Origin of the sequence: Paenibacillus catalpae (assembly GCF_900112695.1) — a bacterium.
GTDB lineage: Bacteria > Bacillota > Bacilli > Paenibacillales > Paenibacillaceae > Pristimantibacillus > Pristimantibacillus catalpae.
Genome location: NZ_FOMT01000001.1, coordinates 1,054,381 through 1,068,639 on the forward strand (window position 1 = coordinate 1,054,381; position 14,259 = coordinate 1,068,639).

Annotated in this window: 12 protein-coding genes; all 12 read left to right on the forward strand. The window is 49.2% G+C overall.

Annotated features, from left to right (window positions below; all coding sequences use genetic code 11):
- Positions 1–167: 167 nt before the first annotated feature.
- Positions 168–1,064: a dipicolinate synthase subunit DpsA gene (gene dpsA / locus BM200_RS04325; protein ID WP_091181708.1), complete on the forward strand. Its 897-nt coding sequence runs from the start codon at positions 168–170 to the stop codon at positions 1,062–1,064.
- Complete coding sequence (locus tag BM200_RS04330) at positions 1,064–1,657, forward strand: dipicolinate synthase subunit B (protein ID WP_091181711.1); 594 nt, start codon at positions 1,064–1,066, stop codon at positions 1,655–1,657. Before dpsA ends, BM200_RS04330 begins: the two co-directional genes overlap by 1 nt.
- 231 nt (positions 1,658–1,888) lie before the next feature.
- On the forward strand, positions 1,889–3,091 hold the full coding sequence (dapG, locus tag BM200_RS04335) for an aspartate kinase (RefSeq protein WP_091181713.1): 1,203 nt from the start codon (positions 1,889–1,891) through the stop codon (positions 3,089–3,091).
- A 104-nt stretch (positions 3,092–3,195) separates the two neighbouring features.
- Positions 3,196–4,068 carry a 4-hydroxy-tetrahydrodipicolinate synthase gene (dapA, locus tag BM200_RS04340; RefSeq protein WP_091181716.1) on the forward strand — a complete coding sequence of 291 codons (873 nt, stop codon included), beginning with the start codon at positions 3,196–3,198 and terminating at the stop codon, positions 4,066–4,068.
- A gap of 202 nt (positions 4,069–4,270) precedes the next feature.
- Positions 4,271–5,950, forward strand: coding sequence for a ribonuclease J (locus BM200_RS04345; RefSeq protein ID WP_091181719.1), 1,680 nt, complete (start codon positions 4,271–4,273; stop codon positions 5,948–5,950).
- Between the two features lie 137 nt (positions 5,951–6,087).
- Positions 6,088–6,834 (forward strand): ClpP family protease, encoded by a 747-nt coding sequence (locus BM200_RS04350; protein WP_091181721.1) that lies wholly within the window; start codon positions 6,088–6,090, stop codon positions 6,832–6,834.
- Positions 6,834–7,061, forward strand: coding sequence for a YlzJ-like family protein (locus tag BM200_RS04355; RefSeq protein WP_091181724.1), 228 nt, complete (start codon positions 6,834–6,836; stop codon positions 7,059–7,061). Before BM200_RS04350 ends, BM200_RS04355 begins: the two co-directional genes overlap by 1 nt.
- Before the next feature lie 79 nt (positions 7,062–7,140).
- Entirely contained in the window at positions 7,141–9,861 is a 2,721-nt protein-coding gene (locus BM200_RS04360) for an FtsK/SpoIIIE family DNA translocase (RefSeq protein WP_091181726.1), read from the forward strand.
- A gap of 109 nt (positions 9,862–9,970) precedes the next feature.
- Positions 9,971–10,762: a spore cortex-lytic enzyme gene (sleB, locus tag BM200_RS04365; RefSeq protein ID WP_091181729.1), complete on the forward strand. Its 792-nt coding sequence runs from the start codon at positions 9,971–9,973 to the stop codon at positions 10,760–10,762.
- Positions 10,763–10,946: 184 nt separating this feature from the next.
- On the forward strand, positions 10,947–12,173 hold the full coding sequence (gene yfmF, locus BM200_RS04370) for an EF-P 5-aminopentanol modification-associated protein YfmF (protein WP_091183492.1): 1,227 nt from the start codon (positions 10,947–10,949) through the stop codon (positions 12,171–12,173).
- Between the two features lie 5 nt (positions 12,174–12,178).
- On the forward strand, positions 12,179–13,468 hold the full coding sequence (gene yfmH / locus BM200_RS04375; protein WP_091183494.1) for an EF-P 5-aminopentanol modification-associated protein YfmH: 1,290 nt from the start codon (positions 12,179–12,181) through the stop codon (positions 13,466–13,468).
- Positions 13,468–14,214, forward strand: a complete 747-nt coding sequence (gene ymfI / locus BM200_RS04380; RefSeq protein ID WP_091181730.1) for an elongation factor P 5-aminopentanone reductase — start codon at positions 13,468–13,470, stop codon at positions 14,212–14,214. Before yfmH ends, ymfI begins: the two co-directional genes overlap by 1 nt.
- The last annotated feature ends 45 nt before the right edge of the window (positions 14,215–14,259 follow it).

Below are 14,259 nucleotides of genomic sequence, written 5' to 3' on the forward strand. Positions count from 1 at the left end.
TGTCCCTGTCCCTGTCCCTGTCACCAAACCCGAGCTTATAAGCACCATAACCAGGTTTAACCTTGGTTTTGGTGCTTTTTTGCGTTCCAAGAATATTGTTTTTCACCATTCTGGGCGCAGGGCATAAGATGGTCTATAACTAGTGCGCAGAAAGGAGTGAAGCCTACATGCTAACAGGCGTTCAAATACTGCTGCTAGGAGGCGATGCGAGACAGCTTGAAGTTATACGCAAGTTAACCGAGCTGGATGCAACGGTAACGGTGTCCGGCTTTGACGGACTGCATTCTTCCCTAGACGGCGCAGTTCATGCCGAATTTGACAATAGTTTGTTTGATGCTGTTGACGCATTGCTGCTGCCTGCAGTGGGCACGGACGACAATGGCTTTATTCATGCTGTATTCAGCGACCGGCAAATGCAGCTGCTTGATCAGCATATCGCTAGGCTGCCTAAGCATTGCAAGGTGTATGCCGGAATGGCAAAACCCTATTTGCGGGAGCTTTGCGAGAAGCATCAGATTGGTCTTGTAGAACTGTTTGACAGGGATGACGTAGCCATCTATAACTCCATACCTACGGCAGAAGGGGCCATTATGATGGCCATTCAGAATACGGATATTACGATACATGGATCAACAAGTATGGTTCTTGGCTTTGGCAGAACAGGGTTCACCATGGCCCGGACTTTGCAGAGTTTAGGCGCGAACGTACTAGTGGGAGTAAGGCGGAGCGAGCATTTTGCAAGGGCCGCAGAGATGGGTTTTGTGCCGTTTTACACGAGTCAACTACTCCAAAATACGGGTAATATTGACTTGCTTTTTAATACAATTCCGACTATGATAGTCACAGCGCAAATTATAGCAAATTTGCCCTCGCGAACCGTTATTATTGACCTTGCTACGAAGCCGGGCGGAACTGATTTCCGCTTTGCTGAGAAGAGAGGCATTAAAGCGATGCTCGCGCCCGGACTTCCCGGTATCGTCGCACCCAAAACAGCTGGACGAATCATAGCGGATTGCTTGACTCAGTTGATTACGGACGATTCGATAAAGCGGGGGAATGGGTAATGGATTGGACGGGGAAAACAGTCGGGTATGCGCTGTCTGGCTCGCACTGTACTTTGGCAGAAATTATGCCTCAAATTAAAAGGTTTGTAGACGCTGGCGCGAATGTCGTGCCAATCGTGTCGCAGACCATTATGACAACAGACACGCGATTCGGAACGTCTGAGGAATGGCAGACACAGCTGAAGGCGATAACCGGCAATGAGATTATTTCGACAATAGTGCAGGCTGAACCGCTTGGCCCAGCGAAGCTGTTTGATGTGCTTCTGATTGCGCCTTGTACGGGAAGCACAACCAGCAGACTTGCAAATGCGATAACGGATAGTGCTGTGCTCATGGCGGCGAAAGCTCAAATGCGCAACTTAAGGCCTCTCGTGCTCGCGATTTCAACAAATGACGGTCTCGGGCTTAATGCTGCTAATGTTGCAAAACTGTTAGTAGCTAAAAATATTTATTTTGTACCGTTTGGCCAAGATAACCCGGTTCAAAAACCAAACTCGCTTGTTGCGAGAATGGATTTGGCTCTGGAAACTTGCGAAGCAGCTTTGCAGGGGAAACAGCTTCAGCCGTTACTGATTGAGCGGTTTAATTACTAAGATGCTCTTATAGGTATATCATCTTTCACATGCAGGCGGCGACGAATTTAAGGCGCTGGCGACTATCGCCGGTGCTTTACCTTCGAATACGCCGCTTGTTTTGCCTTCATTGCGATCATCCGAATTGTTCGACTAGTGAAACAAAAAACAACTACGATCGAGAAGATGTCTACAGGCGCTATGGCTGGTTCGTTCAGACATCTTTGTATCGGTTACGGGGGAAAGACAGCAATGCGCATCCTGGTACAAAAATTCGGGGGCACTTCACTTTCGACCGATCATGCTAGAAGCTATTGTCTTCAACATATTGCAAGAGAGCTCGCAAATGGTTACAGCGTAGTGGTCGTTGTTTCGGCAATGGGGCGTTCAGGTGATCCGTACGCGACGGATACGCTGCTTCAATTGATCCGGAACAACGGCGACAGGCTGCCGTCGCGGGAGCGGGATATGCTGCTCGGCTGCGGTGAGATTATCTCAGCCGCAGCTTTATGCAGTCTGCTTTGCTCCGAAGGTATACCCACCGTCGTATTAAACGGCGGCCAAGCAGGAATTATTACAGATGATCAATACGGTCACGCTCGCATCAAAGAGCTGCGACCTGAAAAAGTATTACAGCAGTTACGGGACGGCAAAGTCGTTATTGTAACAGGTTTTCAAGGAAGTACGGAAAGCGGCGATATGACAACGCTTGGCCGAGGCGGAAGTGATACATCGGCTACTGCATTAGGGGCTGCACTTCGTGCAGAAATGGTTGATATCTACACGGACGTGAACGGGATATTGACCGCAGATCCGCGCATTGTTGAAAATGCCAAGCCGCTGCAGGTGGTCAGCTACGCCGAGATATGCAATATGGCTCGTCAAGGAGCCAAAGTGATTCATCCTCGAGCAGTGGAGATTGCACAGCAGGCGAGAATACCGGTTCGGGTGAGATCAACCTTCTCATCGGATGAAGGAACGCTAGTCTCCGATTCGGTATTGACTCCGGTAGCTGACCGTCAGGCTACGGGAATTGCCCATGTATCCGGTGTAACCCAAATTTCGGTGAAAGCAATCGAAGGCAGAAGTGATGTGCAGCTGCAAGTGTTCCAGACGATGGCTAAGCATCATATCAGCGTTGATTTCATAAACGTTACACCAAGCGGTGCCGTCTATACCGTGTTTGATCAGGACGCTGAACGGGCCGTTTCGGTTCTTCAGGAATGCGGTTATGATCCGCTGGCTATTCGAGGCTGCGCGAAAGTATCCGTCATTGGCGGCGGGATGAACGGTGTACCGGGCGTTATGGCTCGCATTGTGGAAGCATTAACCGAGGAAGGCATTACAATCATGCAATCTGCCGACTCCAATACGACAATTTGGGTATTGGTCAAAGCAGAGGATATGGTAAAGGCAGTAAGAGCGCTTCACGCGAAGTTTGAACTTCATATATAATAGTGAAAATGATGCTTACGAATTAAGTTTCCTCTTCGTAAACTTAATAAGTCTATGCTTACGTTGCAGAGTTTGCTCTGCAAACTCTTTAGGAGGTCATAACAATGGATTTTGGTAGATTAATTACTGCAATGGTCACGCCTTTTGATGAGAGCGGTCAAATTGACTGGGACACGACCGGTCGCCTGATCGATTATTTGATTGAAGAACAGCAAAGCGACACGCTTGTTGTATCTGGCACAACGGGAGAGTCCCCGACTTTGACAGAAGAAGAGAAAGCGGAGTTGTTCCGTTACGCGGTAGAGCGTGCTGCCGGCCGCTGCAAAATTATTGCAGGCACAGGCAGCAACAATACAGCCCATTCGATTCATCTGACAAAGGTAGCGGAAGATGCCGGTGTAGACGGAGTGCTTCTGGTTGCGCCGTACTACAACAAGCCGAATCAAGAAGGTTTGTATCAACACTTCAAAGCAATCGCTGAATCTACCAAATTACCAGTGATGCTGTATAACGTGCCTGGCCGTACAGGAATCAACATTTCCGTTGAGACTACACTTCGTCTTGCTGAACTGGACAATGTTGTGGCAACGAAAGATTGTGCATCCTCTGATCAACTGTCGCTCATTATCGCAGCTGCTCCCGAAAGCTTCAGAGTGTACAGCGGTGACGACAGCGCAACATTACCTACTCTTGCAATCGGCGGTTATGGTATCGTAAGCGTGGCGAGTCACATTATCGGTGCGAAAATGAAGCAGCTCATTCAATCGTATCTGAATGGTGATGTGAAACAAGCAGCACGCCTTCATGCGGAATGCTACCCTGTCTTCAAAGGCTTGTTTGAATGTCCTCACCCGGTTCCAAACCCGGTTGCTGTTAAGTATGCACTTGGCCTTCGCGGTTTGCCTGTTGGCGGCGTAAGACTGCCTTTGGTAGCAGCAAGTGAAGCCGAGGCGTCTTTTATTAGCAAACTGGTCTAATTCAATATTATGCTTCACAGGATCAAGCAGGCGGAGATCAGTCTCCGCCTGCTTGTTTGCGTTTCAAAGAGGGACAAACGCACGGTTGTTTCACCTTGTATTCCATCTTTTTCATCATGTATAATGGGGTCAAGTGGAATGGACGGAATATTCATACAAATGGCTGGAACGGAGAATGGTTGCATTCGAAGGAGGTAAGCACTTGTCGAAGAAAAATCCCGATAAATTGCTCGTATTTGCCCTAGGCGGAGTTGGCGAGATCGGCAAAAACATGTACGTCATTCAATACGCGAATGATATCGTCGTTGTAGATGCGGGACTTAAGTTCCCGGAGGAAGATATGCTTGGAATCGATATTGTGATTCCGGATATCTCCTACTTGTTAGAGAATCGGGATAAAGTCAAAGGCATTCTAATTACTCACGGCCATGAAGATCACATCGGAGGCTTGTCTTATGTACTGAAGCAGTTGAATGTACCGGTGTATGGAACGAAGCTGACATTAGGCTTAATAGAAAGTAAGCTGAAGGAGGCGGGGCTGCTCGGGGAGACCAAACGAATAGTCATAGATGCGGACTCTGTGGTAGAACTCGGAACCATTCAGGCAAGCTTCTTCAAGACAAATCACAGCATACCGGATTCCGTCGGTGTTGCCCTGGATACACCAGAAGGGACGATTGTTCATACCGGTGACTTTAAGTTTGATTATACCCCGGTTAATGAACAGTACGCGGATTTGCAGCGGATGGCAGAGATTGGAAGGCGGGGAGTGCTTGCCTTGCTGTCGGACAGTACCAATGCGGAACGTCCGGGTTATACCCCTTCGGAAAAAAACGTTGGGGAAGGGCTGGAAGATATTTTCCATAAGTCAGCACAGCGTGTCGTTGTGGCAACCTTCGCATCCAACGTGCACCGCATTCAGCAGGTTATTAACGCTGCTATTGCGACAAACCGTTATATTGCCGTCGTTGGGCGCAGCATGGTGAATGTCGTATCGATTGCGGCCGATCTTGGTTATCTGGACATTCCTGAAGGCATGATCATTGAGCCGGAGGAAGTAAACAAGCTGGCTGCTGACCGCGTTGTCATCCTGTGCACGGGCAGTCAAGGCGAGCCGATGTCGGCTTTGACAAGAATGGCGCGTTCGACCCATCGCAAGGTTGATATTTTACCGGGGGATACGGTTATTATTGCAGCAACGCCAATCCCGGGGAACGAGCGTTACGTCGGCAGAACCGTGGATGAATTGTTCCGGCTTGGCGCGAATGTCATTTATGGTCCGGGTTCTGTACCGGGTGTCCACGTATCAGGACACGGTAGTCAGGAAGAGTTAAAGCTGATGCTGAATATCATTAAGCCGAAATATTTTATCCCTATTCATGGGGAGTACCGTATGCTCCGGCAGCATGCCCAGCTTGGGGAAGCTGTCGGTATTGACCGAAGTCATATCTTTGTCATTGATAACGGGGAAACAGTCGAATTCCAGGGCGGCATTGGCCGCAAAGGCTCCAAGGTACAAGCAGGCAATGTGCTGATTGACGGACTTGGGGTAGGGGATGTTGGCAATATCGTGCTGCGCGACCGCAAGCTGTTGTCTCAAGACGGTATACTTGTTGTAGTCGTTACTCTAAGCAAGCAGGATGGTGGATCGATTGTATCCGGTCCGGATATTATCTCGCGAGGATTTGTGTATGTACGGGAATCAGAAGGGCTCCTGGATGAAGCGAATAAGATTGTTAGCTCAACGCTTAATAAGCTGATGCACGATAAAGTGAATGAATGGGCTTCTCTAAAAACGAACGTAAAAGATGCCCTCGGGCGTTTCTTATATGAACAGACCAGACGCCGTCCAATGATTCTTCCGATTATTATGGAAGTATAAGGGTTATCAAGAACGTTCCAACGAGGATTGCACGAATCCTTAGCGGGGCGTTCTTTTTTTGCAGCTATTACCGTATAAATTCGCTATTCCACCTCATACTATGACGAGCTATACGAAGATGATGAGGGGGAGCTTACATGAATTACTTAAATGACGAACAGCCGCAGCAGCCGGAACCGGCAGCCGATGAGAAGAAAAAACAAAACTCCATTGTGGAAACGATTCAGCAATTAGGCCAGACGACAACGCCGGCAGCGGAATCGAATATATTTTGCATGACAATTATCGGACAGGTCGAAGGTCATATTGTATTGCCGCCTCAGAACAAGACGACCAAATATGAGCATCTCATTCCTCAGCTGGTAGCTGCAGAACAGAATCCGAAAATCGAAGGGATACTTATTGTTCTTAATACGGTTGGAGGCGACGTGGAAGCGGGACTTGCTATAGCCGAGATGATCTCTTCGATATCGAAGCCGACCGTAACCTTAGTGCTTGGCGGCGGACATTCCATCGGCGTTCCCATTGCTGTGGCGGGCGACATGTCCTTTATAGCAGCTACCGCAACGATGACGATTCATCCGATTCGCTTGAACGGGCTTGTTATTGGCGTGCCGCAAACGTTTGAATATCTCGATAAAATGCAGGAGCGTATATTGCGGTTTGTGACCATGCATTCCAATGTCACTGAAGAGACGTTTAAAGAGCTGATGTTCAAGACGGGCGAGTTGACCAGAGATATCGGCACTACCGTTATTGGTTCCGATGCCGTCAAGCACGGGTTGATTGATGCGGTAGGCGGTCTTGGAGATGCACTCAGGGAGCTTAACCGCCGGATTGCCGAACGCAAGCCGGCCGCCGCCCAGACTGGAGTGTATAACTAATGACGATCTATACGATTATGCCTCTTGAGGCCGTTCTGGACGGTATGCATGCCGAGCCGGTCCCGTCACAGGAAGTTTGGGTGAACGGAATATTTATGCAGGTTGAACCGGTTGCCCCTGGTATGGGGAAAATCGTCCGGCTGCTCCAATGTTCCTTGGATGATTATTTAAAGCCGGAGCTTGCTCCGGGTAATTTCGTCATGTTTGGACAACCTCCTCAGACATAAAAATACGCACAAAGGTTCTTATGTCCAATAGGAACATTTGTCCACCTATGGTATAATGTATGCCAGAGGTGACGAATCATTGGCTAAGAAAAGACGGAAGAAGAAATCAATCGCGACTCAATTAAAATATGAAGTTTATGGTATTTTACTTATAACCGTATCGGTTATTGCTTTATCGGGAGAGGCAACAGTTGGACGCTCTTTGTCCAAGCTGTTTGGCTTATTCCTGGGTAAGTTTTATTTTGTGTTGGCACTGGTCGGCATCTATGTCGGACTAGTTGTAATGGTAAAAAGGGCTTGGCCGCGCGGTTGGACCAATCGGCGGACAGGCCTGCTTGTGTTTGTTCTGGCTCTGACATTATCCAGCAGTATTGCTGAAATCGACCGCAAGCTTCTTCCGACAGCAGATCTGACAGGAAGGGCTATTTTGCATCAGCTTACCACCGACATGAGTGATGAGCTGCTGACATTCAACGGCACCGACGACAGACCGATCAGCCAGCGCGCAATCAGCGGCGGTTATATAGGCGCCATTGAGTATTCCATGCTATTTTCGCTGTTTGGCTATTTCGGCTCAAAGCTGATCGCCGGCGTGATGTATGCGATCTCGATTATGCTTCTCACGGGCAAATCGTATGTTGAACTGGCCCGAATCGGAAGAGACAAGACAATCCGGCTGTATAAGCTGCTCTCAGCGAAATGGTCGAAGGGAGCATCGCTTCGAAGCGCAGCAAAAGCCAAGTCCTCCAAAGCAGTGCAGCCTCCTGTATTCGTCCAATCTGACGCCATCGACGACGATGACGATGATGACTACGCGGCAGCGTTGCCGCCAAGAAGGAAGAAATCTCTCTTCTTCTCATGGAGAAATCAGGAGCAGAGCAGTGAACAGGAGCCGCAGTCTGCCCAGGACGACTGGTCCATGAATGAAGAGCATTACCATGGAGGGCATGACAATAGCGTTAAGCCACATTGGGCAAATACCCCGGATTGGGATGATGAGTGGGACCGCAACGGTGAAGTCGGCTCAGTAGCTAAGCAGCAGGGAGATGAGCTCCCGCCTTGGGAGCAGCAGCCTGAACGAGAAAATATGGCCCCTGTTTATCCAGCTTATAATGAGTTAGAGGAAGACGAGGAGCCTGCCGTCATTACAAGAATTGTACCTCGTGCAGATACATATGAAGACGAAGCGCAAGATGATTATGTTACACTTCCAGCTGATCCGGCTCGTTACGGCGAAGAATACGATGAGATTGACCCGGAACCTGCAATGGCGGTAGATCTCAATAGTGAGGATTTCACTGAAGAGAATACGAAGGAAAAAGCAGAAGCGGCAACAACGCCAGTACACCAACCGGCCTCAGATGTACCGGTGAAAAAACCGTATTTGCTTCCGCCGTTTTCGCTGCTTGCCAAACCAAGCTTGATGGCAAGAGGCGGTGACGGCGCAGATGCCATGGATTCGAAGCGTAAGCTCGAAGCCACTCTGGAAAGCTTTGGTGTCAAGGCCAAGGTGCTCGATGTGGTGCGCGGGCCGGCTGTTACGCGCTATGAGGTTCAGCCTGCGTCAGGCGTGAAGGTAAGCCGGATCGTAAGCCTGACGGATGATATCGCTTTGGCCTTGGCAGCGAAGGATATCCGGATGGAGGCCCCGATTCCAGGTAAATCGGCGATCGGAATCGAGGTTCCGAATATGGAAGTATCGATGGTGACCATGCGCGAAGTGATGGAGACCACCACTTTCCACAATGCGCCTTCCAAGCTGTCGATTGCCTTTGGCCGGGATATTTCCGGTCAGCCGATAATCGGCAACCTGGCAAGAATGCCCCATCTGCTGGTAGCGGGTGCTACAGGATCAGGCAAGTCCGTTTGCATTAACGGCATTATTACCAGTATCTTGTACAAGGCTGCTCCGGATGAAGTTAAGTTTCTGATGGTCGACCCGAAGATGGTTGAATTAAATGTTTATAATGGCATACCGCATTTGCTCGCGCCGGTTGTTACCGATCCGAGACGGGCGGCACTTGCCTTGAAGAAAATTGTTGTTGAGATGGAGAAGCGTTATGAATTGTTCTCCAAATCCGCTACCCGTAACATTGAAGGCTACAACGCTCTGATGGCTGAAAATCCAAAAGCCGTGCTTCCGTATATCGTCGTCATTGTCGACGAGCTTGCCGATCTGATGATGGTAGCCTCTAATGACGTGGAGGATTCCATTGCAAGGCTTGCGCAAATGGCGCGGGCCGCAGGTATCCATCTTATTATCGCTACGCAGCGCCCTTCCGTAGACGTCATTACAGGCGTCATCAAGGCTAATATCCCATCCCGGATTGCTTTTGGCGTATCCTCGCAGGTCGATTCGCGCACGATTCTGGATATGGTTGGAGCAGAAAAGCTGCTCGGCCGCGGAGATATGCTGTATCTGCCGGTTGGGATGTCGAAGCCAATCCGCGTACAAGGTGCCTTTTTATCCGATCAGGAAGTCGAGGCGCTCGTGGAGTATGCAAGAGGCCAGGCCGAAGCGGAATACAAAGAGGATCTGGTGCCCGAGGTGGAAGAAGAATCAGCAGATCCGGAAGAAATTGTGGACGAGCTTTATGATCAGGCCGTGCAAATTGTACTTGAAGCCAAGCAGGCTTCGGTATCGCTTCTCCAGCGCCGTATGCGGGTTGGTTATACCCGGGCGGCAAGGCTTGTAGACCAGATGGAAGCACGCGGCATTGTTGGTCCATATGAAGGCAGCAAACCTAGAGAAGTATTGATGTCCATGGAGCAGTATCAGGCTAGCCGAATTCCTTCCTGACCCGTGCTCGTTAATCGATAATGAATAGAAGCAGGAATCCCTTCTCATACTAGAGTTAGGTAACGCAGCTAATCGCGAACTAACTTGCAAGAGAAAGGCAGATTGCTAAATGAGAAATCGATTAATTGTCGTGACTACCATCATCGTGACGGTGTTGTTCGGAATGTATTCCCTACAGCGGTACACGAAAGATGATGCAGAAGCAACGTTCAGCAATGCTACTTTAACGGTAGGATCCTCTGGTCAGGATGTATATGAACTGCAGGGAAGGCTTAAACACTTAGGCTATTATAACGGTGCGATTGACGGAAGCTTCGGCACAAGCACCAAAAATGCGGTGACCTGGTTCCAATGGAAGTTCGGAATGAAATCCGACGGTGTTGTAGGGGCAAAGACAAAGCTTAAGCTTTGGGAAGCAACGAAGAACTGGAAGCCGACTGCAGCGGATTCAGGAAGCACTTCCGGTGGTTCGGGCAGCAGTAACAGCGGTTCGGATTCCGGTTCCTCGAGCGGCAGCACACCTGCCAAGTCGAATAACCTGGGTCTTTCTGAAAGTGATCTGAAAATCATGGCGAATGCCGTGTACGGAGAATCGCGAGGGGAACCTTATGTAGGACAAGTCGCCGTTGCTGCCGTTATCTTGAACCGTGTGAAGTCGCCGAGCTTCCCGAATACAGTATCGGGTGTTATTTTCCAGCCTCTCGCTTTCACAGCGGTTGCCGACGGTCAAATTTGGCTGACTCCTAATGAATCTGCGCGTAAAGCTGTACAGGATGCTATTAATGGTTGGGATCCGACAGGCGGCTGTACCTACTACTTTAACCCGGAGACGGCAACGTCCAAATGGATCTGGTCCAGACCGCAAGTGAAGACGATTGGCAAGCATATCTTCTGTATGTAACGCTAAAAAGAAGCAGCCTTTCTGCCTTGGGCAGGCAGGTTGCTTCTTCCATTTCGTATCGGTTAGAATGGTATAGGAAGCATGAAAATGGAATACATTTACTATATTCCATTTCACTCGGAAGGAGCAAACGGAAGTGACATTATTCGAAAGAGGGCAAGTAGGCCGGATCAGGCTTCATGTAATGCCAACCAAGCGGTTCAAGACGTTTGCGATATCGTTGTTCGCCGGACTGCCTTTATCGGAAGATGCTGTAACAAAAACCGCACTCGCCCCGTTTGTACTGCGCCGCGGGACGGTGTCTACACCTGAGACCAAGGCATTCCGCGAGAGGCTAGATGATTTGTATGGCGCCGGATTCGGCTTTGATGTATATAAAAGAGGCGATTCTCAAATCGTTCAATTCCGCATGGATGTCATTAATGATCAATTCGTATCGTCAGATGTTCCGCTGCTGAGCTCATCCCTGCGATTCCTTGGTGAGGTAGTCACTGAACCGGTCACGGAGGATGGCGTATTCCGCCGCAAATATGTGGACGCCGAGAAGCAAACCTTGACCAAAAGACTGGAATCGATTGTGAATGATAAGATTCGATATGCGGCTGAACGCTGCATGGAGGAAATGTGCGCGGATGAGCCTTACCGTCTGCACCCGCTTGGCAAGCTGGATGAGATCAGCTCCATAACGCCTGAATCTTTATACAGTCAATATAAACAGTGGCTTAGAGAAGCTGCTTTTGATTTATATGTCGTTGGCGACACAACGATGGAGGAAGTGGCAGCTCTTGCGAAGGAAGCTTTCCGTATTGAGGACGGCACTCCCGCAAGCTATTCTGTTCCATCCATCAGCCATGAAGTCCGTAATGTTAAGAACATTGTTGAACGTATGGATGTTAACCAGGGCAAACTGAACCTTGGGCTGCGAACCAATGTGGGCTATGGTGATGAGGATTACGCAGCTTCCTTGATGTATAACGGCATACTTGGCGGTTATCCGCATTCCAAGCTGTTTCTGAATGTCCGGGAGAAAGAGAGCCTCGCTTATTATGCGGCTTCCAGATTGGATGGTCATAAAGGACTGCTTACGATACAATCCGGCATCGAGATTGCTAACCATGAGAAAGCGGTCACTATTATCAAGGAGCAGCTTGAAAGCATGAGGCAAGGCCAGCTTACGGATCTGGAGATGAACCAGACGAAAGCGATGATTGCCAATCATCTTAGAGAGCTGCAGGACTCCGCTTACGAGATGATTGCTTATGACTTCAATGCTGTATTGTCCGGCAAGGAAAGAACAGCACAGCAGCTGCTGGATCAGATTGAAGCGGTAACGGCAGCGGATATCGTCCGGGTTGCGAATTTGGTGCAGCTCGATACGATTTACTTTCTGCGCGACCAGAAGGAGGCTTAATGGCAATGGAGACACTCGACTACAAAGGCGTTCAGGAAACGCTATACCGCGAAGTGCTGGATAACGGCCTCGAAGTGATCGTCCTGCCGAAGGAAGGCTTCCAGAAGACCTACGCCACATTTGCGACCAAATACGGTTCTGTTGATAATAAATTTGCGGTAGGCAATGAAGAACCTGTTCGTGTTCCGGACGGGATTGCGCATTTTCTAGAGCACAAAATGTTCGAAGAACCAACAGGTGATATATTCGCGACCTTTGCGTCGCAAGGCGCTTCGGCGAATGCATTTACAAGCTTCGACCGTACGGTTTATTTGTTCTCGGCAACGGAGCAGATACCGGCTAACCTTGAAACCTTGATCAACTTTGTTCAGAATCCTTATTTTACGGACACAAATGTGGATAAGGAAAAGGGCATTATCGAACAAGAGATCAATATGTACAAAGACAATCCGGATTGGCGTGTTTATTTTGGCCTGATTGATGCCATGTATCACACTCATCCGATTCACATCGATATTGCCGGTACGGTGGAGTCGATTTATCAGATCGACAAGGAAACCTTGTACCGCTGTTATGAAACCTTCTACCATCCGTCCAATATGCTGCTGTTTGTCGTCGGCGGGGTGAAGGCGGAAGAAGTATTCGAGCTGGTCCGCAACAATCAGGCAAGCAAGAATTTCAAACCGCAAGGGGAGATCAAACGTTTCTTCGAGCATGAACCGGAGAGCGTGAAGACCCCAAGGAAAGTGACTAAGCTGGCTGTATCGCTTCCGAAGGTGATGTTTGGCTTCAAGGAAAAGAAAGCGGGGCTTTCCGGGGAAGCGCTTATGCGCCATGAAGTTACTTCCAAACTTATGCTTGATGCTTTGTTTGGCGCAAGTTCCGCTTTGTATCAGGATTTGTATGAGCAAAATTTAATCTCCGATTCGTTCGGAACGGAATTTAATGTAAGCACGGATTATGCCTTCTCGGTTATTGGCGGGGACACGCCTGATCCGGATGAATTGCTAAGCAGAATTCGTACGGCTGTTGAAGAAGCTCTCCGCACGGGGGTTGAACCTGCGGCGTTTGAGCGGTCCAAGCGGAAGAAAATTGGCGGATATTTGCGGATGCTGAACTCCCCTGAAGCAATTGCCGGTGAATTTACCCGTTACCGGTTTCGTGACAGCGATATGTTTGATTTACTGTCGTTATATGAGAACAGTACGCTGGAGCAGGTTAACGAACGGCTCCGCGAGCATTTCGATTTTAATCAATTGGCGGTTTCGATCGTCGAGAAGCCGGACGGCAATTAATGAAGCCATTCAAACAAATGACGGTGTTAATAACCGGGGGAAGCCGGGGCATCGGCGCTGCGATCGCGCAGCGCTTTGCCGCGGAGGGGCTTAACATCGTCATTCATTACCGGGAGTCGCATGAAGCGGCTAACGAAACAGCAAGAGCATGCATGCGGCTTGGCGCGAATGTGATGACGATTTCTGCCGATCTGCGATCAAAAGAGCAGCTCATGCGAATGAAAGAGAAGCTGGAAGCCCATGATATGCTTCCGGATATCCTTGTCAATAATGGCGGAATTTCGCATTATGGCATGCTGATGGATGTAACGGAGCAGGAATGGGACGATGTCATGGCCGTCAACTTGAAAGGTATGTTTTTGTCCAGTCAGTTGTTTATGCCGAATATGATTTCAAACCGGTTTGGCCGGATTATTAATGTTTCCTCCATCTGGGGCATGTCAGGAGCATCTTGTGAAGTGCTGTACTCCACCACCAAAGGCGGAATGAATGCCTTTACGAAGGCTCTTGCAAAAGAACTGGCGCCATCCGGCGTTACCGTTAACGCGGTTGCACCCGGAGCGGTGGATACGAAGATGATGAGCGGCTTTAACGATGAAGAGAAGGCGGCATTGGAGCAGGAAATTCCGCTCGGTCGTTTTGGACAACCTGATGAAGTCGCGTCGCTGGTCTATTTCTTGTCATTGCCTGAATCTTCCTACATAACAGGTCAAGTGATCAGTCCCAACGGCGGCTGGCATACATAATCAACACGTTTTAACGTATAATCCTTTTCGCCTCTACGCAGAATA

Bases quoted from the DNA above. Each gene is read 5' to 3' on its own strand.
- dpsA (WP_091181708.1), top strand. From the start codon at position 168: ATGCTAACAGGCGTTCAAATACTGCTGCTAGGAGGCGATGCGAGACAG.
- BM200_RS04330 (WP_091181711.1), top strand. From the start codon at position 1,064: ATGGATTGGACGGGGAAAACAGTCGGGTATGCGCTGTCTGGCTCGCAC.
- dapG (WP_091181713.1), top strand. From the start codon at position 1,889: ATGCGCATCCTGGTACAAAAATTCGGGGGCACTTCACTTTCGACCGAT.
- dapA (WP_091181716.1), top strand. From the start codon at position 3,196: ATGGATTTTGGTAGATTAATTACTGCAATGGTCACGCCTTTTGATGAG.
- BM200_RS04350 (WP_091181721.1), top strand. From the start codon at position 6,088: ATGAATTACTTAAATGACGAACAGCCGCAGCAGCCGGAACCGGCAGCC.
- BM200_RS04355 (WP_091181724.1), top strand. From the start codon at position 6,834: ATGACGATCTATACGATTATGCCTCTTGAGGCCGTTCTGGACGGTATG.
- sleB (WP_091181729.1), top strand. From the start codon at position 9,971: ATGAGAAATCGATTAATTGTCGTGACTACCATCATCGTGACGGTGTTG.
- yfmF (WP_091183492.1), top strand. From the start codon at position 10,947: ATGCCAACCAAGCGGTTCAAGACGTTTGCGATATCGTTGTTCGCCGGA.
- yfmH (WP_091183494.1), top strand. From the start codon at position 12,179: ATGGAGACACTCGACTACAAAGGCGTTCAGGAAACGCTATACCGCGAA.
- ymfI (WP_091181730.1), top strand. From the start codon at position 13,468: ATGAAGCCATTCAAACAAATGACGGTGTTAATAACCGGGGGAAGCCGG.